22 protein-coding genes are annotated in these 22,737 nt (G+C 39.8%); 1 reads left to right on the top strand and 21 read right to left on the bottom strand.

Annotated elements, in window-relative coordinates:
• Nucleotides 1-251: 251 nt before the first annotated feature.
• From J7E63_RS04165 to J7E63_RS04065, 21 genes are all read right to left on the bottom strand, one after another.
• Nucleotides 252-860 (bottom strand): YesL family protein, encoded by a 609-nt coding sequence (locus tag J7E63_RS04165; RefSeq protein WP_215010385.1) that lies wholly within the window; start codon nt 858-860, stop codon nt 252-254.
• Between the two features lie 255 nt (nt 861-1,115).
• Entirely contained in the window at nt 1,116-1,790 is a 675-nt protein-coding gene (locus J7E63_RS04160) for a hypothetical protein (protein ID WP_215010384.1), read from the bottom strand.
• Nucleotides 1,791-1,925: 135 nt separating this feature from the next.
• Complete coding sequence (locus J7E63_RS04155) at nt 1,926-2,888, bottom strand: VOC family protein (protein WP_215010383.1); 963 nt, start codon at nt 2,886-2,888, stop codon at nt 1,926-1,928.
• A 34-nt stretch (nt 2,889-2,922) separates the two neighbouring features.
• Nucleotides 2,923-3,708, bottom strand: a complete 786-nt coding sequence (locus tag J7E63_RS04150; protein WP_215010382.1) for an SDR family NAD(P)-dependent oxidoreductase — start codon at nt 3,706-3,708, stop codon at nt 2,923-2,925.
• A 26-nt stretch (nt 3,709-3,734) separates the two neighbouring features.
• Entirely contained in the window at nt 3,735-4,244 is a 510-nt protein-coding gene (locus J7E63_RS04145; protein WP_215010381.1) for an aromatic-ring-hydroxylating dioxygenase subunit beta, read from the bottom strand.
• Between the two features lie 54 nt (nt 4,245-4,298).
• Complete coding sequence (locus tag J7E63_RS04140) at nt 4,299-5,603, bottom strand: aromatic ring-hydroxylating oxygenase subunit alpha (protein WP_215010380.1); 1,305 nt, start codon at nt 5,601-5,603, stop codon at nt 4,299-4,301.
• A 103-nt stretch (nt 5,604-5,706) separates the two neighbouring features.
• Nucleotides 5,707-6,489, bottom strand: a complete 783-nt coding sequence (nadX, locus tag J7E63_RS04135; RefSeq protein WP_215010379.1) for an aspartate dehydrogenase — start codon at nt 6,487-6,489, stop codon at nt 5,707-5,709.
• Between the two features lie 15 nt (nt 6,490-6,504).
• Nucleotides 6,505-7,950: an aldehyde dehydrogenase family protein gene (locus J7E63_RS04130; RefSeq protein WP_215010378.1), complete on the bottom strand. Its 1,446-nt coding sequence runs from the start codon at nt 7,948-7,950 to the stop codon at nt 6,505-6,507.
• 13 nt (nt 7,951-7,963) lie between these two features.
• On the bottom strand, nt 7,964-9,652 hold the full coding sequence (locus tag J7E63_RS04125; RefSeq protein WP_215010448.1) for a thiamine pyrophosphate-binding protein: 1,689 nt from the start codon (nt 9,650-9,652) through the stop codon (nt 7,964-7,966).
• A gap of 113 nt (nt 9,653-9,765) precedes the next feature.
• On the bottom strand, nt 9,766-10,557 hold the full coding sequence (locus J7E63_RS04120; RefSeq protein WP_215010377.1) for an SDR family oxidoreductase: 792 nt from the start codon (nt 10,555-10,557) through the stop codon (nt 9,766-9,768).
• Nucleotides 10,558-10,574: 17 nt separating this feature from the next.
• Entirely contained in the window at nt 10,575-11,489 is a 915-nt protein-coding gene (locus tag J7E63_RS04115; RefSeq protein ID WP_215010376.1) for a VOC family protein, read from the bottom strand.
• Between the two features lie 134 nt (nt 11,490-11,623).
• On the bottom strand, nt 11,624-12,160 hold the full coding sequence (locus J7E63_RS04110; protein ID WP_214998570.1) for a cupin domain-containing protein: 537 nt from the start codon (nt 12,158-12,160) through the stop codon (nt 11,624-11,626).
• 160 nt (nt 12,161-12,320) lie between these two features.
• On the bottom strand, nt 12,321-13,598 hold the full coding sequence (locus J7E63_RS04105) for an MFS transporter (protein WP_215010375.1): 1,278 nt from the start codon (nt 13,596-13,598) through the stop codon (nt 12,321-12,323).
• A gap of 282 nt (nt 13,599-13,880) precedes the next feature.
• Entirely contained in the window at nt 13,881-14,678 is a 798-nt protein-coding gene (locus J7E63_RS04100) for an IclR family transcriptional regulator (RefSeq protein WP_251033362.1), read from the bottom strand.
• An 80-nt stretch (nt 14,679-14,758) separates the two neighbouring features.
• Nucleotides 14,759-15,559, bottom strand: coding sequence for an alpha/beta fold hydrolase (locus J7E63_RS04095; protein ID WP_215010374.1), 801 nt, complete (start codon nt 15,557-15,559; stop codon nt 14,759-14,761).
• A 205-nt stretch (nt 15,560-15,764) separates the two neighbouring features.
• The gene (locus J7E63_RS04090; protein WP_215010373.1) at nt 15,765-15,899 is read right to left on the bottom strand and encodes a YjcZ family sporulation protein; all 135 of its coding nucleotides are present in this window, start codon (nt 15,897-15,899) and stop codon (nt 15,765-15,767) included.
• Between the two features lie 145 nt (nt 15,900-16,044).
• Entirely contained in the window at nt 16,045-16,752 is a 708-nt protein-coding gene (locus J7E63_RS04085; protein ID WP_251033361.1) for a DUF421 domain-containing protein, read from the bottom strand.
• A gap of 247 nt (nt 16,753-16,999) precedes the next feature.
• Nucleotides 17,000-17,803, bottom strand: coding sequence for a prohibitin family protein (locus J7E63_RS04080; RefSeq protein ID WP_214717826.1), 804 nt, complete (start codon nt 17,801-17,803; stop codon nt 17,000-17,002).
• Nucleotides 17,804-18,060: 257 nt separating this feature from the next.
• Entirely contained in the window at nt 18,061-18,792 is a 732-nt protein-coding gene (locus tag J7E63_RS04075) for a ZIP family metal transporter (RefSeq protein ID WP_215010372.1), read from the bottom strand.
• A gap of 440 nt (nt 18,793-19,232) precedes the next feature.
• A complete protein-coding gene (locus tag J7E63_RS04070) occupies nt 19,233-21,368 on the bottom strand; it encodes a heavy metal translocating P-type ATPase (protein WP_215010371.1) in 2,136 nt (711 codons plus the stop codon).
• Nucleotides 21,361-21,729, bottom strand: coding sequence for an ArsR/SmtB family transcription factor (locus J7E63_RS04065; RefSeq protein WP_215010370.1), 369 nt, complete (start codon nt 21,727-21,729; stop codon nt 21,361-21,363). The genes J7E63_RS04070 and J7E63_RS04065 overlap by 8 nt, the downstream gene beginning before the upstream one ends.
• 197 nt (nt 21,730-21,926) lie before the next feature.
• On the opposite strand from J7E63_RS04065, the gene J7E63_RS04060 reads away from it, so the two are divergent.
• Nucleotides 21,927-22,737 (top strand): multicopper oxidase domain-containing protein (locus tag J7E63_RS04060; RefSeq protein WP_215010369.1); only part of this gene is annotated, 811 nt, incomplete at its 3' end.

Below are 22,737 nucleotides of genomic sequence, written 5' to 3'. Positions count from 1 at the left end.
TCGATTAATTAAAAGGATAAATATGTAATAATCTAGATGTTGGATTCTCTATTTAATCGATTAACTAAACGGTTAAATAAAAAGGACGACCCAATATGTGCTATCCTATTTAATCGATTAAATAAATAATGAAATAAAAAAGGTTTGTTACGACCTTATCTAATCGATTAAATATAAAAATAAGTTTCCTTTTCATGTAATCGTTTTCTATGATGTTAGTTTAATTTATTTTGAATTGTCTGTCAATATACCTAACTATAAAGTTTTTTTGCAGTTTTTTGTACAATCATTAAAACGATTAAACTAAAAACGGATCCAGAAAACAATACGGATAGGCCAGCTACCTTTAATGTCAAGAAATGTAGCAATAATAACCCTGTTAAAATATATAGGTTGGTCATCGGATTATTAAATAATATATAGAGAGAACTCTTAAAAATTTCTTTTTTCCCACGGGCGCCATAGATATAAACGACAAGGCTATATAAGAAAATCATGGCCAATAGAAACAACAATACATAAAATAATTTAACTACCAAGCTATTAAATGCAAAATCCAAAGAAGAAATAAAACGGATATCAGCAGCGACAATAATAGCTAATAAAATAAAAGGAAAAAATAGAAGGTTGCTCTTTTTGAACTCTTTTTTATAGAGTATAGTAAATTCCTTTATGATACTAAAATCACTTTTCTCCAAAAACATTCTTTTAATAATAAAAAACATGGCTATGGTTGCAGGAAAAATACCTAATAGTACTCCACCTAAAAGTGTAAACGTCAGCCAAAGAATATTAATATAGGCTAAATTGGAGATCCAGGTAGAAAGACTATGAAACTTGTTAAATATGCCATTATTCAAACTTAACCCTCCTTATTTTGCAGATAATTCCTAATTGTAAAAATTTAAATGTAGTTCAATTTTAAGACCAACGAAACAACTTTGTAAAGGTTATTATTTCAATTAATCCTCAATGCTTGCGAGCTTTGTGGACAGCAGATAGTTGAAACCACTATAGACGTTGGTGCCTGACACCAGTTAACAAAATAAAAATGGAAACAGCCACATTCATTTCGGGAATGTTTCTGTTTCCTTATATTTCCATACTCTATCGTTTTAAACTTTAGCCGACTGGGTGGCAGACCCCATTGCCCCTACAAAGGTAATCTCTAACTTTCCGTCCTGATTGGTAATTTCAATGACTTTTTCCTCAAAAAAGTAAGGAGCGTCATATTTATCTTGTTTCTTGATCGATGCATAGTTGTTTTTCGCGGTGAGAACTGGGAAAACTACATTTGTTTTCTTACCTCCACCGTTCTGCACAATCTCCACTTCAGCCATTAACATGACCTGTTTACTAGCGATGGCAAAAAACAGCCTACCGATCTCTCTTCCGTTTTCAGTGATTTTCACATGCTGTAGTATCGAGATAACACACACAATAATATCGTTAACTTGTTCATTGGGTATGCCCTTTAACCCACAATCAACCAGCACTTGATTGATGCCATTTTTTATTTCCTTGAATGAAAATACCTCTTCGATTTTAAGAGTCGTGTTCATTTTTCCGAGATTAGCAAACTTATTTCTTGTCTCGCAAAGATACTCCGTGACAACTCCGGGCTTCGTACCTCGGCTCACAACAAAGCCCGCCAGCTCCTGAAGACAGCTATTGCCGCTGCTCTGATTGCTAAGTAGAATTAAAAAGGCATATACATCCTTCTCATCCAAGCGATTATCCAATAATTTTTCATAGTAATAATTAATTAATGTCCGTTCTTTTCTATCCATTTTATGACCCCTAAATTTAATGTTTTTCGAAACCTAAGTATTTTCCCAACTCCTATTGTACAATTTTTCACAATGAAATACAGGGCAAATAAATAAGACAAAACGGAGAGTCCATGGGCTCACCGTTTTGTCTTATCAAAATCTTTCAAGTAATTCGATGATTACTTTGTATGTAGATGTAGTATCCATGTAAGCGTATCTGCCTTTACCGTTCCAAAAATTACCTCTTTGTATGACGGGATGGCCCAGGTCCTCCAGCAATTTCACTTTTTCCTCGATATCATTAACCACAAAAGAAATATGATGAACCCCTTCGCCTTGTGTTTCGAGGTGCTTTTTCCAAGTGCTTGGTGAATCACCCGGCTCAATTAATTCAAGTTGAAGTAATGGGGTATTAATAAACATATATTTCGAGTCAGCTTCAGTTGGCTTTCCTTCAAAAATAACCTGAGTAAGTTCACTCGGACCTGATTGAATGACCGGAGGTTTTTCCACACCCAATAACTTGCAATACGCTTCGGCAGCGGCATCCAGATCTTTTACGATAATTGCCAACTGCTCGACTTTATTGGTTCCTAATAAAGGGGTGAAGATATCTGTGGTAGGGGCCGTATCCCTCGGAACAGCACTTTCTAGGAGTTCCATTAGTGTCTTATGACTTTTTAACGTATCCACATAAACATATCTTCCATCACTAGACGTAAATTCCCCGCTCTGCAGCAATGGGTAACCGTTCTCCTCAAAAACAGGAAGTTTCTCTTTAATAGAATCGACATCAAAGGCGATATGATGAATTCCTTCCCCAACAGTATCCAAAAATTCACGCATCGTCCCAGGTTCCGGGTTCGGTTCAATCAATTCGATTTGCACAGTCGGCGTGTTCATAAATACTAGTTTACTCTGAGAAGCACTTGGCTGACCTCGAAAGACCACTTTAGAAACTTCACGATCGCCTGTTAAGAACCAATTTGGTTTTGGTATCCCAAGAAGTTTCGCATATGCTTCCGATGCCTGCTCAATATCACGAACAACGAATGCAATTTGATTAATGACGTTATTTCCAGCTAACGGCCTTTTTTCCGTCAATGATTCGTTCATTTACATTCACTCCCAATAGTTATTCGGATACAAATCAACCTAGCCCGCGAACAGCTAATCCCCCATCACTTGAAATCACTTCACCTGTAATCGCGCGGGCCTGATCCGAAGCTAGAAGGAGATAAGCCCCCACATGATCTTCAGATTTCATCGCAATTTGTAGCGGGTTCCGTTTTTTTATGCTTTTCTCTTTCGTCTCATTATCGACCATTTTTACAAAAGGCTGAAGTGGTGGAATGACATGTAATGCTGTTAACGTTCCCCCAGGCGCTACCGCATTCACCCGGATTTCTGGTGCTAATTCAAACGCCAGTTGGCGCATTAGTCCAATTTGAGCATGCTTACTCGCCGTATACCAAACCCCGCCGCCATCCGGATAGAACCCGGCACCTGAGACAGTGAAAATCATATTTCCTGCTGTTTTTTTAAGTTCCGCAGTGGCTGCTTTTGCCCCATTAAAATATCCTTTTACATTAATATTGAACAAGAGGTCATAAGCATCTGACATGGCTTCCGGTGTGACGGTTTCAAATTTGGCAAATCCATCGAATACACCTGCATTAGCAACAAAGACATCTAATTTTCCATAGGTTTTTGTGGCTGTTTCCACTGCTCGCGCATGGTCATCAAAGATCGTAACGTCGCCTTCAATGCATTGAACCTGTTCACCATATTGCTGTTTGAGCTCATTTAATCCTGCTGCAGACCGATCAAGGATGGTCACAACGGCACCCTCTTTTACAAATGCCTCGGTGACAGCCCTTCCAATCCCGGAGGCACCTCCGGTCAAATAAATTGATTTCCCACTAAGCTGAGCCATCAAGGTGCTCCTTTCTACTTTGGCTACTATACAAATATAGCCAGATTTCTAGTATTTAAAGTCGTTTGATCTACAATGAATACGCGCTTAGAAAGCTTCCATTCCCCGTCAACATACGTGAATTCATCCTGACGTTCCCCTGAAATCAAATCGTGATGAATATCGGTACTTCGGCTCCGGTAGATGGTTAAATAACTGTTTACAACCGCCTTTTCATTGGGAACGTACTCCAGCAGCCGGACATTATTAACAGATCTCCGAGTACGAGACGGCGGGATTTCAGCCCAGGCGTAATCTGTTTTTAAACGGTCCACGCGAATTTTCAATAATTCAATGTCATCATTAAAAGCAAACATATCGAAGGAATAATCTGGACGTTCAATCCCTTCCTTATTAACCCTTACCGGCATTTGATAAGAAATGTCTGGGTGCAGCAAACTAAACCAGCCATCAAAATCAATATCATCGAGAAACTTCGCTTCCCGGTATAACCATTGCTCCATTTCAAAGGTTGCAAGCATCTTCTCTAAACTCATCATGACTCCTCCAATCTTTTTTGTAGGCGCTTTCTCTCTTCAAAAAATAAAACCTTAAGAAGTCATGAGATCGAGCCAGTAACGATAAAAGTTCCTTTGATTGGCCTCGGTGAATTTATCATCAAAAACGACACCCGGGCCAATAAAATCTTCCACAGGCTTTCGATGTAAGCCCATCGTATAATTAAAGGTCAGCTGTTTCACTAATGGCATCGTCCCGGAGGCTGCTGCAGTAATATCGGTAAATACCTCTGTGTCATCTTGTTCAAAGATTCCTGACGGGCTAAAGGTCAAAACAAACGACTCACGAGAACGTTTTTTCCAATCGGCTGAAGCATTTTTCTCCACTAAAAACCAAGTGATCACTTCCATTTTATCGACACCAACCGGCCGCCATAGACGAACTGAAGTATTCGAAATCAACTGGCCTTTTACCTTCGTATGAGAAATTAAGAAAGATAGATTAGGGAAAATATTGCCAATCATATTTTTTAAATTAGACAAAACGTCATACTGCTCTGCTGTTAAATTAGACTTATATTCTTCTTTAAGTTCCTCTGGAAAGGCAAAATCAGGATTAGGCGTGCCTAGATTTAAGCCATGCCCATTGTCAGTATAAATTTGATAACCCTTTTTGGAATAGGTAGCACTAGGGACCATTCCCAATTTGACAATCGAGCCATGCGTAACCATGGTATGATACGAATCACCCACAAAGTTATCCGCGCCAATTTTCCAGTTCGAATGAATAATAAATCGTTGCGGCGGCCCCAATACTTCCATTTCCGCCCGGCCTGCCAAAATATCGAGATACCATTTAAAATCGCCTAAGAAATCTTCTAATGGTTCAGCCTCATCATTCCAAGTCCCGAACATAAGACCCTTGTAGGTTTCGATTCTAACTTGATGAAGCCCTAATCCAGATTTATCAAATCCCTCACCATAAATATCTTTTTGCAGCGGTACCCCAACACAATCCCCATTGTTTTTAAAATTAAATCCATGATACGGGCAAGTAAATAAAGATTTATTTCCTGCATCCGCCCGGCAAAGCTTCATGCCGCGGTGGGTACACATATTATAGAGACAGCGAATTTCACCATCAGCGCCTCGTGTAATAATGACGGAATAACCAGCAACATCTCTTGTAATAAAATCATTTTTATTGGGAATTTCTGATTCATGACCAACAAATATCCATGTTTTTAAAAACACCTTTTTATGTTCAAGATCATAGATTTTTGGATCTCCTAATAGAGAGGCAGGAATCGCGCCAATTTCCGGCTGAACGGATTCACTTAAGTATTCAACTACATCTGTTTGCGACATGTCTTCTAGATTTGTGTTTGTTTTAACCATCAACTATTCCCCCTAACATTATTTTTCTTATACTTTTTCCAGGAGAATGAGATCAAAAATCTTCGGGTTTCCCCTGATTTCTTCCATCTAATAATTTTAACACTTATCCCACTTTAATGACCGCATCTTTATTTTTCAATGCGGACAGCACACTTAATGCAGCCAAGTAACTTGTTTTGGGATTATTAGGCATCGGATCATTTTCCACTTTTAGTGATAATGTTCCGAAAGACCCTGTTGCCTCAATCGAATGACTATTTTTTCTCACCGCTGGATCGGAAATAATTTTCACACCTGTTTGCTCTGGTCCGAGGCCCGCCAAAGACAAGATAATCGATACATTAATATTCTTTGGGAATAATTCAATCGCTTCAGATGCAGAGCCCTCGAACATCACTTGTTCTTGGTCGGCAGGAGCACCAGGCAATGCTTGTGGCGGTTTCCTAGTAATAATGGAAACGGATTCTAGTTCACCGATCGATTTCGCCGCTTTTAGAACATCTAATCCGCCAATGGCACCCGATGGTAAATAAATTTTTGTACTGCTTTCTTGACATATTCTTTCTAGATTTTGAAAAAAATCTACATCGGCTAAGGCGCCAACACTACTTAACACTAAATCTTTACCGCTTGCTAAGATCGCCGCCGCATAATCTTTCACCACTTGAATGGTCGCCGCTTCAACAACAAGGTCAATATTAGACTGGATAAGTGATTGAATATCCGAATAGTTTTCTACTGCAAACTCAGTAGCAAGCTCCCCGGCTGCTTGCTGATTCCGTGTATAAATAGCTACAATTTTACCACCTGAAAGAAGACCATCAATATTGATACTTTGAAGAAGGAACTTTCCAATATTTCCTCCGCCAATTAATCCTATTCTCATCTGATGCCCTCCTTCTTAGTTGGCCAAACCGTATGAATCAGCAAAATATTCGAGTCCGCAATGTCTCGTTTCACGGGACAAGCCGCTTTCTTTTAGGCCAGGAAAATCAAGATGGAGATCCTGGAAAACCGTATGATTATTATGAAAGACAGCGCCTGCTTCTAATCGATCAGCTAATTTCACGGCGAGTAATTCATCCTCCGTCCAAACAGACGCTCTTAACCCGAATTCACTTTCATTAGCGAGCCGCACTACTTCATCTACATCTGAAAACGGTAGGATCGGAATAACTGGGCCAAATTGTTCAGCACGAACGATTTCACTCTGTTGGTCCACACCAGTAATGATCGTCGGCATAATAAAATAACCTTGTTCCCACGATTCCGGATCTAACTGAATTCCTCCAGTAATGACATTTGCTCCTGATTCACTTGCTCGATTGATCAGGCCATTTACATAGTCATATTGGGATTTGTTATTTAATGGACCCATTTCAACATCCGGTTGAATCCCATTCCCAACCCGAATACGGCTAAATTCCTTCGTTAATTTATCAATAACTTCCTCATATCTGGATTCGTGTACATAGATCCTTTTGATGGCGGAGCACACTTGCCCTGCCGCGCGAAGAACCCCAAAACGGAGACGTTTGATTGCTTCGTCATCCAACTTAGCATCAGCAAGGAGAATTGCTGCATCATTCCCGCCCAGCTCCATATACAGCTTCTTTACTGTCCCAGCAGCAGCACGCATAATTTCTTTGCCTGTTTCCGTACTGCCGACGAACGCAATCGTACGGACGCGCGGATCAGAACAAAGGGCATCTCCAATCACACCGCCAGAACCGGTGACCACATTGATAACCCCATCAGGAAAATAGGAAGCTACCACTTTTAAGAACGTCATGATCGTTAATGGACAGCTGGTTGCAGGCTTAACGACCACCGTATTTCCTGTCAACACAGCAGGAATGACCCGCTTAAAGGTAAGAATCAGCGGTGAGTTCCAAGGAGAGATGATAGCTGCAACCCCGCGTGGACGCTTGCGGATTTGCACCTTTTGACCTCCAGGCAAACTTTCAGGTTTCCACCATTCTAGTAATTCTTCTGCCCCTTGTTTCATAATATCGACTACTCGAAGCAAATCCTTTTTCGCTTCAACTAGGACCTTGCCATTCTCGCGAACTAACAAACTGACATTCTCTTCCACGATTGATTTAATCTCATCAGCTGCGAGCTTCATTCGGTTTGCCCGATCCTCTATGTCGCTTTGCGACCAGCTTTCATAGACTTTAGCAGCTATTCCCACCGCTTGATCTACATCCGCTTTTGAACATAAGGCAACTTCACCGACCACTTCACTCGTATGTGCTGGATTGGTGACATTGGCTGTTCTTTCCGCTTGAAGCCACTGCCCGCCAATCAGGTATTTTCCTGAAACAAATGGATGTGTTGAAATCACACTAAATTCCTCCCTATAACTTTTTCGGTTTGAAAGCATCCGCTGCACCTGGAGGACCTCCAAAGGGTTTCGCCATTGGTCCGACCGCTTCCATGTCAACCACAATCATCGTTGGCTTTTTACCTGCAACGGCCTTTTCCAGTTCAGTGACAAATTCTGTGGCTGAACCGATCCGTGAGGCATCAAATCCCATCGATTGCGCTAGTAGCACAAAGTCAGGGCTCATTAAATCAACGGCAACTTGACGACCATAGGCCGCACTTTGAATATTTCGAAGCACCCCGTAACCCGCATCATCAAACAGGACCACAATCAACGGTAGTTTTTCCTGGGCAGCAGTGGCCATTTCACCGACATTGACCATAAATCCGCCATCGCCTGCCATCAGCACAACCGGACGATCCTTAAAGGCCATTTGCGCACCAATCGCTGTTGGCAGCCCTTGGCCAATCCCGCCGCCGGACGCGTGAATCGATGTCCTAGGTTGATAGATTTCAAATAAGCGGCTTCCCCACACATTCGCCTGAACGGTTACATCCCGGACTAAAATCGTGTTTTCTGGTAACACGTTTCGCATCCCATCGAGAATTTGCTCATAAGGACCCAGTGTTGCTCGTAACTGCGTCCGCAATTCTTCCCGAACGGACTGTACTTCATCTAGATAGGCAGGATCTGGAACGATTGATTTCTGTGATAATGCTTGATTTAATCCTTGTAAAATTTGTTTCGCATCGCCTACTAATCCATAGGTCGCTTCATAGTTACGATTAATCGCCTGCCAATCCGCGTCAATCGAGATATGTTCTTTTGGAACAGGGACTTTCCAATTGGCTGTTTCATTCCCTCTAAAACGAACCCCAATACTGATCAACAGGTCTGAATTTTTCAGTAGGTTTTTCGTTAATTCATTCGCAGCAAAGTGCCCGATACATTGTGAATGATTTTCAGGGATACTGCCTTTCCCAGATTGGCTGGTGATCACGGCAGCCCCAATCGTTTCTGCCAACGCGGTAACTTCATTTGAGGCGCCAGAAGTAATCACTCCTCCTCCTGCCCAAATGACCGGCCGGCGAGCATGACTAATTTTGGCTAATGCCTCTTCAGGAATAGATGGAATGGTATTATTAGTTGGAGCTATTAAACTGATATCCTCAATCGGATGATTAGGGATAATGGCTGATTGAAAATCAATGGGGATTTCAAGTGTTACTGGTCCTGCCGGATAGGCAAACGCGTCTTGTATGGCTTGCCGGACGACGGCAGCTGCCTGCTCTGGTCTTCTTAAGCGGACTGCTTTTTTACAAGACCCCTCCATCATCGACAACTGGTCTTTACATTCATGGATATATCCTCTGCCCGTTCCTAAGTAAGGGGAAGCCACCTCACCGGTCAGATGAAGAACGGGTACACCTGCGGCCCATGCTTCAATTAACGAACCTGCGGCATTTCCGGCACCTGTTCCCGTACTCGTAATCACGACTCCCAATTTACCCGTTGCTCTGGCATAGCCATCTGCCATATTTGCCGCGCCGCTCTCACCGCGCGAACAGACTAAATGAATGCTTCCTTCCCGGAGAATCGCATCATAGATCGGCATATTGTGGATACTGACAATTCCAAACGCTGTTTCCACTCCAGCACGGACAAGTTCTTTTACCACGGCATCTGCTGTGGTATATTCCATCTGATTTTGTTCGCTCATCATTCATTCCTGCCTTTATTTTTATTTGGCTATGTAAATGGTTACTGTTGATTTCCGCTCCAGGCGCTTCGCCTTCCGCTCCAATCAACAATAAGTTTTAACATAGCATCTAGTTAAAGCGCTTTCCCCAGCGCTCCAGCTGTTTCAATGGTTGAACCCGATACATAACTCGCTTTGCTTGATGCTAAAAATAAAATCACACTGGCCACTTCTTCTGCTTCGCCAACTCTCCCTAAAGGGATATTTCGCTTTTTGGCTAAGTCAGAATAATAGTCTTCTGCGTTCATATCTGGGGCATTTTTCAATCTTCTTCGCTCCCATTGATCGGTACGAATCAACCCTAAGCTCACTGAGTTGACTAAAATATTATCGGAAGCAAGCTCTTGCGATAGAGTCTTACTTAAATTCAATAATCCTGCTCTCGTTGCCGCCGTTGCAATCATATGTCTTTCCGGCTCTTTCGCTAACGTAGCATTGATATTAATGATGCGTCCGCCGCCATTCTTAACCAAATAAGGATGAACCGCCTTCACTGCATAAATAATCGCAAAGTATTTCAACTGGATTTGCTGCTCCCATTGTTCATCCGTTACATCAAAAAAGTAACCCATGACACTTTGTCCAGCAGCATTCACAAGGATATCAATCCCGCCAAAGTGTGTCGCTGTTCCGTTGATAAACGCGTTGACATCATCCTTATTAGTCACGTCACAGGTTGCTGCAAAAATCGAATCGGCTGGTCCAAATTTCAGCAGGTGATCATAGGCTTTTTCTTTCCTCTCGCTATTTCTGCCGCAAACCGCGACGCGGGCACCTTCCTGAAGAAACATTTCTGCCGTCTTTAAGCCAACTCCAGAGGTTCCTCCCATGATGACCGCTACTTTATCCTTTAATCCTAAATCCATCCTGACACCCCTTTTCGTCAAACCAATGCTTTAACATCTACCCAGCCTGAGTCTGGCTCCCCGCCCATCGCTGCCCGTGTTTCCGGTTTTGGAGGTCCGGCGATTCCCCATTGGTCCATTAAATGAGGCACTCGCTTCCAAACACGCGCTCTCCATTCTGATTCATCTTCAATCGTTTCCAAATAACAGGTATACTCCATCACAAACTTCCCTGGATCTTGGAAGTAACAAAAAATATTATTTCCAGGACCGTGGCGCCCTGGGCCCCAAATCTCTTGATAGCCTGCTTTTCTGACATTACTGATTCCTCGCATCACTTCATCCACCGTATCCACTTCGTAGGCAATATGATTAACGGAGGCGTGAGCATCCTGATTGAAGGCAATCGAGTGGTGTTTCCTGTTACAGCGTAAGAAGGACATTTGGTGCTCGCTCCAGTCGGTCACCTTAAACCCTAGGACATTCGTATAAAAATCAGTAATCATATCAAGGTCTTTCGTATTCATGACGACATGGTTCAGTTTGACTGGATCGACATTTTTTTTGTTCCAAATCGAGGTATGAATTTCCACCCAGGCGGATAATTCGATACAGCGATTTTCTGGATCGACAAAACGCAAGCCATAGCCTTTTCCTTCCTCATCCAAATAACCAGGCGGGGAAACAATCTTCACACCTTTTGAAACAAGGATTTCTGCCGCTCTGTCGACTGCGTTTTTATCCACCATACCGAACGCAATATGGTGCAGCCCTCTTTTTTCTCCTGCATGCAGGCTTAATATATGGTTTTCAGGGCCGGCCCCGCGAAAGTAAACAGACTGTTCATCTTGAGAAACCTTATCCAAGCCCCAAATTTTCTCATAAAATTCAGCTTGTTCCTTGAGAACGGGGGTAATTAAGCTTATATGTCTTAAATGTGTGATTCCTAGCATCCTGCTACCTCCATTTTTTCGTTTAAAGTTAACAAGGATGATCCCGCATGAAAATAAGAGGACCATCCCTGTCAACGAACAAATTCTTAAGTTTCAGGGAGTATGTTTGCTGAGAAACATCTGCCTATTGAAAATTATTTTCCGTTAATAATTGCTTCTCTCTCTTTAGCCCGCTTAAGACGAAGTTCCTCTAATGCGCTTCCTTTTGGATAGGTCGGTAAATTCGGCTTTACAGCACCCAGCATAACGAGCATTAATGCCTCTTCATCACTATCATTGCGCAGTCCGCGATAGACTCCAGGAGGAGAACTGATACAATCCCTTTCATTTAAGACGATTTCATGGACTTCACTTTCACCCTCTTCTTGAATAAGTGCAGTCACACTGCCTTTTAAGATAAAGAAAACTTCTTCCACATCATCATGTAAATGAAGTGGTCCTTTACACCCTGCTGGTAAAACCATGGTGCTTAATGTGAAGTGTTCTGCAGCAATCACATTTGCATCATTATTAGCCGTGGCACCGCGACCGATATATCTCATCTGTGCTCTGCGATAAGCTGGGTCCACTTCTTCCTGAAACTTCAACACGTTAAAATCTAGTGAGCGATCCTTTAACCTCGCTACATATTTTTTCTCAAATGCTTCTACTGAAAATTTTTCCTCAGACATTTACAACACTCCTCTTTTGAATATGTTTTATATACAAAACAATGTTTTCTTTATAAACTAATATTAAATCCCAATACTATAATTGTCAATTATAAATATTGAGAATATTTAATATTTAAAACTATGTTTTATATACGTAACATTTAAATCAATTAACATATTATACAATCACCTGATTGGGAGGCAGATTCTCAATCTTTAACTCTGCTGCTTCCCTTTTCAATGTAAATAGATACGCAAAGAACCCAAGCGTAGCTGCGATAATCAACATCACAATGGAAGGTCCAAAGTCCCCACCGGCAATATCAACCATCCAGCCCATAATATAGCTTGAAAACCCGCCAAGAATGTTAGTAAATCCCATCAGTCCCGCAGCACGTCCGGCTGTTTCAGGCGTCGAGAATTTAACCATAAATAAATTACTTAAATGGAATACGCCGCCTTGTGTTCCCATCGCCAAGCCCATGCATACCCCGGCCATAACTGGCTGTGGAGAAAGAATGGCTGCAGTTAAAAATGATGCCGTCAATAGAAATAGAATCGTCGCTAGTAAACCAGGACGCTTGGTTTTATCCGCTAAAAATCCGCAAATTAATACGAATCCTAAAGCAAACAGCCAAGATAATGAGGTGATTCCTGTCATTGCCTCCCTTGTGAAGCCCTTCGCTCCGACTAAATAAGTAGGAAGCCAAATACTAATCCCGAAAAATAAGAACGATGACACTAACATTCCGAACCAAACAATCCAATAACGGTAGTCTTGAACAAAGTTTTGTTTTTTAGTTGCTCCTTTAGAATCTGACTGTCGAATATACGCTAATTCCCTTTGATCGAGTCGTGGATGTTCTTCAGGAGTATCACGAGTAAGGAAGATAAACATTGGAAGAACGATTAATAGATTAAACCCTGCTAAAATGAAAAAGGCGGCTTGCCAATGGAAGGTCGCAATCACAAGCGTTAAGATTATGGCTCCACATGCAGGACCTAAATAGTTTCCTGCCAGCCATGAGGATTGGGCCCTGCCAAGTTCACGCTGATGAAACCAGTTGGAGATAAACTTTCCGCAAATGGGAATCATCATCCCCTCACCAATCCCAAGGATGACACGGCTCAAGATAAACATTTCGTAGGAAGTGGATAAACCGCCAATAACCATGGTAATTGCCCATACAACAAGACCGATGATTCCTGTCTTTCTTGCTCCAAGCTTGTCAATGATAAATCCCCAAAAGATATTAGATAAGGCATACGCAATGGTAAAAATAAATGTGATCATCCCAATTTTCGCATTCTTATCTGCACCAGTTAATCCAAGATCGTTTAAGAAACCTTGATCCGTTTGAATAATCGAAATACCTAATTTATCAATTTGTCCAAAAAACCAAAAGAAGAAAATAGGCATGGCAATATAAATCCAACGTTTATTCGTTCTCAGCATTAAAGAGCCCCCTTTTGTTTTAAAGCAGATGAATACGCTTCCATAAATTTTATTATTTTTAATATAATACTACAATGGCCCAAACTGACACCTCATCCCTCCTTTTCTATTTTTTGCGGTGAAGATTGTGTTTTATATACAAAACACAGTTTACTTCTAAGTTTATTTTAAATTTTTTAGAATATTACGTCAACAAAAATCATTGATTTTGTTTCACAAAATAAAACAAGTTTCATATATAAAACACAGCAACGAAAAAAGCTTGCGAATTTCGCAAGCTTTCTAATCAATTTTTGAGTGGTAGCCCATAAAGCCGGATAATATTTCGGAAGCTTCCAGCACTTTAGGTAAGGCTATTTTTTCAATAAATTCTTGATTGAAGGTAGCTTCTGTTGCGACCACATTGATCGCTGCCCTGACTTGACCCGTGCGCTCAAAGATAGGAGCAGCAACCGATTGAATTCCATGATGGAATTCACCCTTTGTTATCGCATAGCCCTTTTGCCGAATCGTAGCTAATTCTTGTTGAAAATCCATGTAATCTGTTTGCGTTCTTTCCGTATATGGTTTTAAATTGGAGCCAAATAAGATTTGGTTTAATTTGTCTTGGGGTTGATAAGCCAGCTGTACTTTTCCATTGGCGATCGCATGGGCAGGCAGTCTCAACCCAATATTCACATTAACTGCTGATACTCCTCGGACTGGTGCACTGCCAACATAGACAACCTCTTGACCATCCAATATCGATAAATGACAGGATGCCCCAGTTTCATCCCTTAATTTTTCTAAATATGGCTGTGCAATTTCAGGGAGTTTTAAGGTACTTAAATAGGCAAAGCCTAATTCCAACACCTTTGGGGTTAAACTGTAGCGCTTCGTATGTTCATCTTGATAGAGATATCCAAGTGTTTGGAGTGTATACAATAACCGGAACGGAACCGTTCGACTTACATCCAGTTCTTTCGCGATTTCAACCAAGGATAATGTGGGGCGCTCTTCACTAAATAGCTTTAAAATTTCCAATCCTCGTACTAAGGCATTGGCATTATAGCGTTCCTTCTCATCTTTTGCCATCAGCATTTCACCATCTCATTGTTATTAATTTTCTTATACTACAATCATATCAAAGTTCATGCAAAGAAGGGTAATCTCGTCTTGATTTATCCTTTCACCAAGGAGGTCAGAAAGTCTAGAACAATTGCATTAAAGTTATTAGGATCTTCTTGATAACACAAATGGCCTGTCCCAGGTATGGTAACAAATATTGAATCCTTAATAGCATCATGAAAAATCTGCGATTCACTAACCGGTGTTACTCTATCTAATTCTCCGCAAATAACAAGGGTAGGTGTAGTAATCGAAGATAAGATATCCATTTGATTTAAAGAAAAAAGTGAATAGGCGACAGAGCGGAATCCCCTCGGTCTGATTTGCGAATAGATTCTTTCTGCCTCTTTCTTTATTTCCGGATCTGGCTGCGGTGAAAGGAGTTCATTTACACGAAGCTTCGCCAGTTCTGCCGGCTCTACTGTTTCAATGTTATGTAGTCGATTTTTTAATTTCCGTTCATTCTCTTCTTTACTTAGTGCCGCTGCCCCTCTTGTTGCATCTGAAATAATTAACGCATCAACCATTTCGGGAAAGCGGTAACTAAAATCGAGTGCAATCGCTGACCCCATTGAATGTCCTAGCAGCGTAACAGATTCATAGTTTAATTTTTCGATCAATCCTTTTAAAACGTCAGCAAATTGCTTGAATTCCCTAAATTCCACTTTTGGATCAGAACTTTTTCCATACCCAGGTGCATCCCATGCAATCACCGTGAATTGATTGGATAGGCCCGTTAATTGTTTTTTCCATGATTGAGAGTTGTTCCCCATTCCATGTAAGATAATTAATGGTGCACCCTCTCCTTCGATTTCATAATGGATCTGTAAATCTTCCACTTGTAAAAAAGGCATATTCTCCCTCCTATTTGTTTTATAAGTAAAACATTGTTTTATATTTTCTATAATAAAACAACTGCAGGATAAGTCAACCGAATTTTCAGAAGTTCCTGAAATCTCTATAAAGGCTTCAAAATCCCATGGACGATATGAATGAAGTATAGTTTCAACCAAAAAAGCCCTTGTAGGGCTTTTTTAAGTTACGACTAAACGTATTTTTTTAGAAACAGATTGTGGCTCCAACGATGATTAACAAGATAAACAATACAACGATTAAAGCAAAACCGCCCCCGTAGCCGATACCACCGTAACCATAGCCACCACCACAACCACCAAATCCACCGTATCCAAACATTTTATACCCCTCCTTAGACTTATTCCCTACAATTTATGTTAAGAAATAAGAATCGGAAGGGCTCTTTCCCTAGGATTTTTATAAGGACAAACAAATTTCTATTTTCATTTAGAATATGTAGGCTCCCCAGCCAACTATACTTAATTTAATTATCTCTCCCTGGTTTGTAGTAATATGGATCGCCTTTATGTTCCTTCATTTCATTATTGTCTATAAATAACTTTCCATCTTCTAAAAAAGTTGCTAATAAAATATTCTCTATTTTTTCACCCGATTTTTCGAGCTCGTCCATTAGCCAACTACGGTCTAATTGCAGATATTTTAAATTATGGTAAACGATTTGACCGTCCATGATCAGTGGGATAGGAAGATATTCTCTCTTTACCTGTAACTTTAAATCATTGGGTTGAACTGGTCGGTATTCCGACTTGGGGATAACACTAATACTTCCTGTTTCCTCCATCACGGCAATGGCAATGTTTTGAGTATCAGTGTACCCTTGTACTCTTAAAGATGACAATAATTCAATTATTGTCATACGCACCTTTTTCAGCCCTTTTCGATCGATATCCCCGTTATGAATTAATACCGTTGGACTTTCATAAAGAATCCATCTTAATTTATTATGTAAGGATAAACGTATAAAGATTTTATATAGAATAACTGTGATTCCAGCATAGGTCATAGCCATTCCCATATTTTTAACCTCTATAGGGGTACTGATGATATTGGTTAGGACAAGAATATACAATAAATCGAAACTGTGCATTTGAGCAACAGCTTTTTTTCCAGTCAACCTTAAAAACAAATATCCTACCACAAAAACCAAAAATGCATGGTAAATTGTTTCCAAATTTGCATCTCTCCTTATAAATCCTAACAAGCGCCATAACGGAACTAAAGTTATCTATAGTATTAGAAGTTTCATTCCTGTCTAAACCACCGAAAGATGGTTGCATTACATTATGCGATCTCCGATTTCGTCTCGAACACTTTGGAAACGGCAATTCACCATAGAAAAAGAGAGGCCCATTGCCTCTCCCTTATCACCGTATATTGTTGAGTATCATCACCATGGTTTGCCAGAGACATATTCCAGCTTATTTTTTTGAAAGTCCCTCCACATCAACAAATGGAGTGGCTCCGCCTGTTACACTTGGCAAGCGGCCATCCCATTTTTCCAAGGCCTTTTCTTGGACTTCAATTTGCTTTAATTGGATTAATTCCGCTGTTACCTCTTGTTTTTTCAAACGTAAGGCTTCAGCTTCTGCACCTGCTTGAGCAATTTTCTGCTCGGCTTCGATTTTGATTCTTTCGAGATCTCTTTTTGCACGTAACGCATTTTGTTCCGCGGTTTGTTTCGATTCAATTGCTTTATTGAATTCTTCACTAAAAGCAAATTCTTTGATATTGATATCTTCAAGAATCATATAATATTTTGTTAATTTACTTGCGAGCATATCTTTCACTTTTGCCGATACTTCCGGTCGTTTGGAAATTAATTCTTCCGCTGTGTACTGGGCAGTGATTGCCTTTAATGATTCAGCAATCGCTGGGTCAACGATTCGGGTACGATAATCCAAGCCGATTTCTTGATAGAGCTTATTTACCGCTTCTGGATCAGCAGAATAATTTACTGCCACCATGGCGGTGACCATTTGCAGGTCCTTTGATGCAGCTGTTTGCGAGCTTTCTTCTTTTTGGACCCGGACTTCAATGGGTTGAACGGTTTGAATAAACGGAATCTTAAAATGAAATCCTTCCGTTAAAATCGTCGGTTTAACGGCCCCTAATTGTAACAGAACTCCTCTATATCCAGAATCAACGGATGTACTAGAAAAAAAGCCAACCACGATAATAACCAGCGCAATAATTCCGCTTACTATAGATTTCGTATAGTACATTTTGATCCCCCCTTTAAGATAACCTTATGAAAATAGTTCCAGATTTATACAGAGGAGCAAGCAAAGAACTATTGCAATGTTAGCCACGATTAATTATTTTATAATTTTCTATCCAACAAAAAAATGCCTCCTTTCATTTAACTGAAAAGAGGCATTAAGAACTTATTGATATCAGGAGGGCATTATACTCTCCAAACTTATGAACAACAAGATGAAGATGTTTTGATTTCAACTTTTACTAAACATCAGGTAGTCTTTCAAAGACCAATTAATCTTAGGAAATAATGAATACTAATCATCCACAAAAGAACGACGAAAGCTACTTTTCCTTTCGGTAGGTTTTTCGATTTCTTCCACAGCAGTTCATAAAATGTAACGTAACCCATGGTTCCAATTGTCATTCCCATCATGACAGTGTTCCATTTTATTGAATCCCATCTCATATTTAGTCCCATAAAGATATTCAGGCCAATCACTATCGATAGTGTTGAGCAAAAAATTGTAAACAATCGATTTTTCATTTTTGTAATTGGTATTAATGACATAAGAATCATACCTTCGGGGATATGATGGAGAATAAAAGCTGCCAAAAGTCCAAAGTTTATCAGTTGACCCTGTTGGAGGCTAATTCCAAACGTGACCCCCGTAGGGATGCTATGTATGATTAATGCTATAAATAAAAGATAAAGCGTCTCTTGATCACCTTGATGAAGATAAGATTTATTATGCAAGAAAACTTCCATTGTTATCATGATAAAGATACCGATTGAAATGCCCGTAAGAATACCGATTGTTTGAAAATGGCTAAATACTTCAGGAAGTAAATCAAATGCAAACATGCCTGTTAACATTCCTCCGCAAAGGATTTGTAAGTAAAAAGAGTTCTTATTTAAGAAATGAATCATAAGTCGAATGGAGGATCCACCCAAAAACATAGCACCAAAAATAAGCAAGGTCACCAAACTGCTTAACCTTATTTCTTCAATCATAAAGATCCTCCCTATACAATCCGTTTTTGCTTAAAAAATTATTCTTACTAACATATGATATTTAGCTATATATTAGGCTTAAAAGCAAAAAATGGTTGGGACAATCTCATAGTTAGTCGGTAAACATTTAGAAATGATATTATCATGGGTTTTTAGTTGGGCGTTTAAGCACTTACTTTCTAAAGGCAACAAAAAAGCAACCAATAATATGGCTACCATCTTTTATATATTCCTGTATTAAATTATTCTGTAATTTATTATTTGATTTTTGTGATAATCCAGCAATTGTCGAAGCGATTTTTACGTTTTAAAATTTAAATGGACAAAGTGAACATCAAACCCATATATAAAACCCTGATAACAAAAAATCAAACGATTCCAACTATTATTCAAATTAGTCCCCTTCCACTAAAAGGCTTCCCAACTTGGGAAGCCCGATATTATTTGTCTTTTACTCGGAGAAGTCGTAAACCATTTAATGTAACAATAAGTGTTGCTCCCATGTCTGCAAATATCGCAATCCAAAGGGTTAACCAACCTGGAATCACCAATAACAATGCTATGAGTTTAATTCCTAACGAAAAAGTGATATTTTGTTTGATGATAAATAAGGCTTTTCTGCTTAGTTTTAACGTAAATGGCAGTTTTCCTAAATCATCAGCCATTAAAGCAATATCAGCTGTTTCGAGGGCCGTATCCGTTCCAGCTCCTCCCATGGCAATACCGATAGTCGATGCAGCAAGAGCTGGTGCATCATTCACACCGTCCCCAACCATGGCCACACGGTCGTATTTATTTCTTAATTCTTTAATAAAGGTAAGTTTATCTTGAGGTAAAAGGTCAGCCTGAATATCAGAAACTCCTACCTGATGGCCAATTGCATTAGCTGTCCCTTTATTATCGCCCGTTAACATGATTGTTTTTTGAATACCTAATGAGTGAAGTTTTTGAATAACTGATCTGCTGTTCCCTCTCACTTCGTCAGCAACTGCAATTAGAGCTAATATTTCTGATTCAGAACCTGCTACCATGACGGTTTTTCCTTTATTTTGCAGGTCTGAAATGGTCCTTTTTAGATTTGATGGAATTCCGTTCGATAAAATTTCATCGAATAAACTAGGACTGCCAACATAATACGCTTTATCGTTGACTCTACCTTTGATACCTTTGCCTGTAATGGAAGAGAAGTCTTCAATAGCAAGGTCTTGATAAGGTAAATTTTCTTGTTCAGCCTTTTTCATGATCGCTGAAGCTAGTGGGTGCTGAGAACCATTTTCTAAAGCAGCTATAAAGGAAAGAAGTTCATTCCCATTTGTATTACCTTGAGGTAGATAATCCGTTACAACAGGAATCCCTTCCGTTAAAGTCCCAGTCTTATCAAATGCGATGGCTTTAATTGCACCCATTTCCTCTAAGTGAATTCCACCCTTAATCAATACACCATTTCGAGCAGCATTTCCAATTGCCGTCACAATAGATACAGGTGTGGAAATGACAAGTGCACATGGACACCCAACCACTAATACTGCTAGACCCTGATAAACCCATTTACTCCAATCCCCATCAAACAATAAAGGAGGGAGTACGGCTACAAACAGCGATATTAACATAATCACAGGTGTATAATACTTAGCAAAGCGATCTACAAACGCTTGAGATGGGGCTCTTTCAGCTTGAGCTTCTTCTACAAGATGAATGATTTTTGCAATGGTAGTATCGTCCACATGTTTGGTAACTTTGACTTCAAGAAGTCCTTCTTCGTTAAGAGTTCCAGCGAATACTTCATCATCCACTGTTTTGGAAACTGGAACAGATTCCCCTGTAATCGCAGCTTGATTTACAGACGATAGTCCTTTTACAACCGTTCCGTCCATGGCGATTTTCTGTCCAGGTTTTACGATTAATATATCGCCAATTCGAATATCGTCCACTTCTACTGTAAACTCTTTGCCGCCCCTACGAATGAAAGCATCTTTTGGAGCAATATCCATTAAGGAACGAATCGATTGCCTAGCTTTATCCATCGAGTAAGACTCTAGAACCTCACTTATGCCGAACAAGATCACAACTGTTGCTCCCTCTCCCCATTCACCGATTACCGCTGCTCCGATTACTGCTATGGTCATCAAGGTTCTCATATCAAATTCTAGGCGGAACAGGTTTTTGAATCCCGTTGTAAAAAGGCGGTGACCGCCTACTAAAATAGCAGCACCGTACGCTAAAATAGATGGTATACTATCTTCGCCATTCATTTGTCCGGAAAGCCATCCAATAAGCAAGAAAACAAATGAGGCGATGACAGATGAATATTGTTTCAAAAACGGCTCTTTTTTCTCTTCAAATCTTTGTTTCTCAGGAATCACTTTTATATTTTCAAAAGCTCCTGCTTTCTCTAAAGCCTCTATTGTTGTTTCACCATAAACCGTAAGTTTAGAAGCACCGAAATTTATACTTGCATTAGCAACACCATCCAGGTGTTGTACGTTCTTTTCGAACTTAGTGGCACAGCCTGCACAGGTAAATCCTTGAACACGATATACAGTCTTTTCGTTTGATTTTTCTAAAGCGTTACTCAAGAGTTTCCACCTCCTTTTGATGTGTAAAAGCTATTTGTATTAGTTGTTTTACATGATCATCATCTAATGAATAGAAAACTAATTTCCCTTCTTTGCGGTATTTCGCTAAACCTAAATTACGAAGAAGTCGTAAATGATGGGAAGCAGTTGCTGTTGTACTCCCCACAATATTGGCCACATCGCAAACACACAACTCTTCTTCCTCACTTAAGGCATACGCAATCTTAATTCTAGTGTCATCTGATAATGCTTTAAATATTTGGGAAACAGCTAAGGTATTTTGCTTAGGAATTGATTCCTTAACCCGTTTAACTTTATCTTCATCCACGCAGGTTACTTCACAAATATCATCGTGTTTCAAAAAAATTTACCCTCCTCATTCAAACGCCTATTTGATTATTAGTATATGAAAAGTTTTTCCAATGGTCAAACAATTATTTGAATGTTTCTAATAAAAACTTATATTTGGTTATTGACAATAAGTTTGTCTATGTCATAAAGTATTGGCATACACAAATAAATTTGCATGAAGGAAACTTTTTAAGAGGAGGTCAAATAATGGCGGAAAATAAAATTTCTAGGCGAGATATTTTAAAAATGGGAACTACTGGAGCACTAGGGATAGCAGGCAGTATTTATTTAAATAAAGTGGCACCCTTTTCAGGTGTAGTTCATGCAGAGAATCATGCTTCCAATCACAATAGTCATTCTGCAAACCACACCAATAAGTATGATTCTTCAAAAACAGAGGGTTATAAGATGGCTAAACGTCTTTTAACCGAATTTGATTATGGAAAAGCAACAAAACTTTCAGACGGTCGGACTTTACGTGAATATGAAGTTGTAGCGATTGACAAGGAAATTGAAATCGCAAATGGAATTAAGTTTCCAGGTTGGACTTATAATGGAACCGTTCCAGGTCCAACATTCCGCTGTACCGAAGGCGATCTTCTAAGATTTCATTTTACAAACAGTGGGAGTCATCCACACTCTATTCATTTTCATGGTATTCACCCACCAGACATGGATGGATTAGATCCTATCGCTCCAGGTCAATCATTTACGTATGAATTTGAAGCAAATCCATATGGATTACAACTTTATCATTGCCATGTTCTACCGCTACGACGACATATTCATAAAGGGTTATACGGTAATTTTATTATAGATCCAAAAACTCCAAGGGAACCTGCACTAGAATTAAATATGGTCATGAATGCTTTTGATTTAGATTTAGACGGTGCAAACGAATTTTATACGGTGAATGGGTACGCTTTTGCCTTTATGAATCATCCAATTAAAATCAAGAAGGATGAACTTGTCCGCATCTATTTAAGCAATTTAACCGAGTTTGACTTACTAAACTCCT

The organism is Bacillus sp. ISL-75 (assembly GCF_018613095.1).
This window is presented reverse-complemented; position numbering and strand designations above follow the sequence as displayed.

Bases quoted from the DNA above. Each gene is read 5' to 3' on its own strand.
- J7E63_RS04120 (WP_215010377.1), bottom strand. From the start codon at position 10,557: ATGGATTTAGGATTAAAGGATAAAGTAGCGGTCATCATGGGAGGAACC.
- nadX (WP_215010379.1), bottom strand. From the start codon at position 6,489: ATGAGAATAGGATTAATTGGCGGAGGAAATATTGGAAAGTTCCTTCTT.
- J7E63_RS04080 (WP_214717826.1), bottom strand. From the start codon at position 17,803: ATGTACTATACGAAATCTATAGTAAGCGGAATTATTGCGCTGGTTATT.
- J7E63_RS04095 (WP_215010374.1), bottom strand. From the start codon at position 15,559: ATGCCTTTTTTACAAGTGGAAGATTTACAGATCCATTATGAAATCGAA.
- J7E63_RS04155 (WP_215010383.1), bottom strand. From the start codon at position 2,888: ATGAACGAATCATTGACGGAAAAAAGGCCGTTAGCTGGAAATAACGTC.
- J7E63_RS04125 (WP_215010448.1), bottom strand. From the start codon at position 9,652: ATGAGCGAACAAAATCAGATGGAATATACCACAGCAGATGCCGTGGTA.
- J7E63_RS04140 (WP_215010380.1), bottom strand. From the start codon at position 5,603: ATGGTTAAAACAAACACAAATCTAGAAGACATGTCGCAAACAGATGTA.
- J7E63_RS04145 (WP_215010381.1), bottom strand. From the start codon at position 4,244: ATGAGTTTAGAGAAGATGCTTGCAACCTTTGAAATGGAGCAATGGTTA.
- J7E63_RS04100 (WP_251033362.1), bottom strand. From the start codon at position 14,678: ATGCTGATGGCAAAAGATGAGAAGGAACGCTATAATGCCAATGCCTTA.
- J7E63_RS04115 (WP_215010376.1), bottom strand. From the start codon at position 11,489: ATGCTAGGAATCACACATTTAAGACATATAAGCTTAATTACCCCCGTT.
- J7E63_RS04150 (WP_215010382.1), bottom strand. From the start codon at position 3,708: ATGGCTCAGCTTAGTGGGAAATCAATTTATTTGACCGGAGGTGCCTCC.
- J7E63_RS04075 (WP_215010372.1), bottom strand. From the start codon at position 18,792: ATGATTGAAGAAATAAGGTTAAGCAGTTTGGTGACCTTGCTTATTTTT.
- J7E63_RS04160 (WP_215010384.1), bottom strand. From the start codon at position 1,790: ATGGATAGAAAAGAACGGACATTAATTAATTATTACTATGAAAAATTA.
- J7E63_RS04105 (WP_215010375.1), bottom strand. From the start codon at position 13,598: ATGCTGAGAACGAATAAACGTTGGATTTATATTGCCATGCCTATTTTC.
- J7E63_RS04090 (WP_215010373.1), bottom strand. From the start codon at position 15,899: ATGTTTGGATACGGTGGATTTGGTGGTTGTGGTGGTGGCTATGGTTAC.
- J7E63_RS04110 (WP_214998570.1), bottom strand. From the start codon at position 12,160: ATGTCTGAGGAAAAATTTTCAGTAGAAGCATTTGAGAAAAAATATGTA.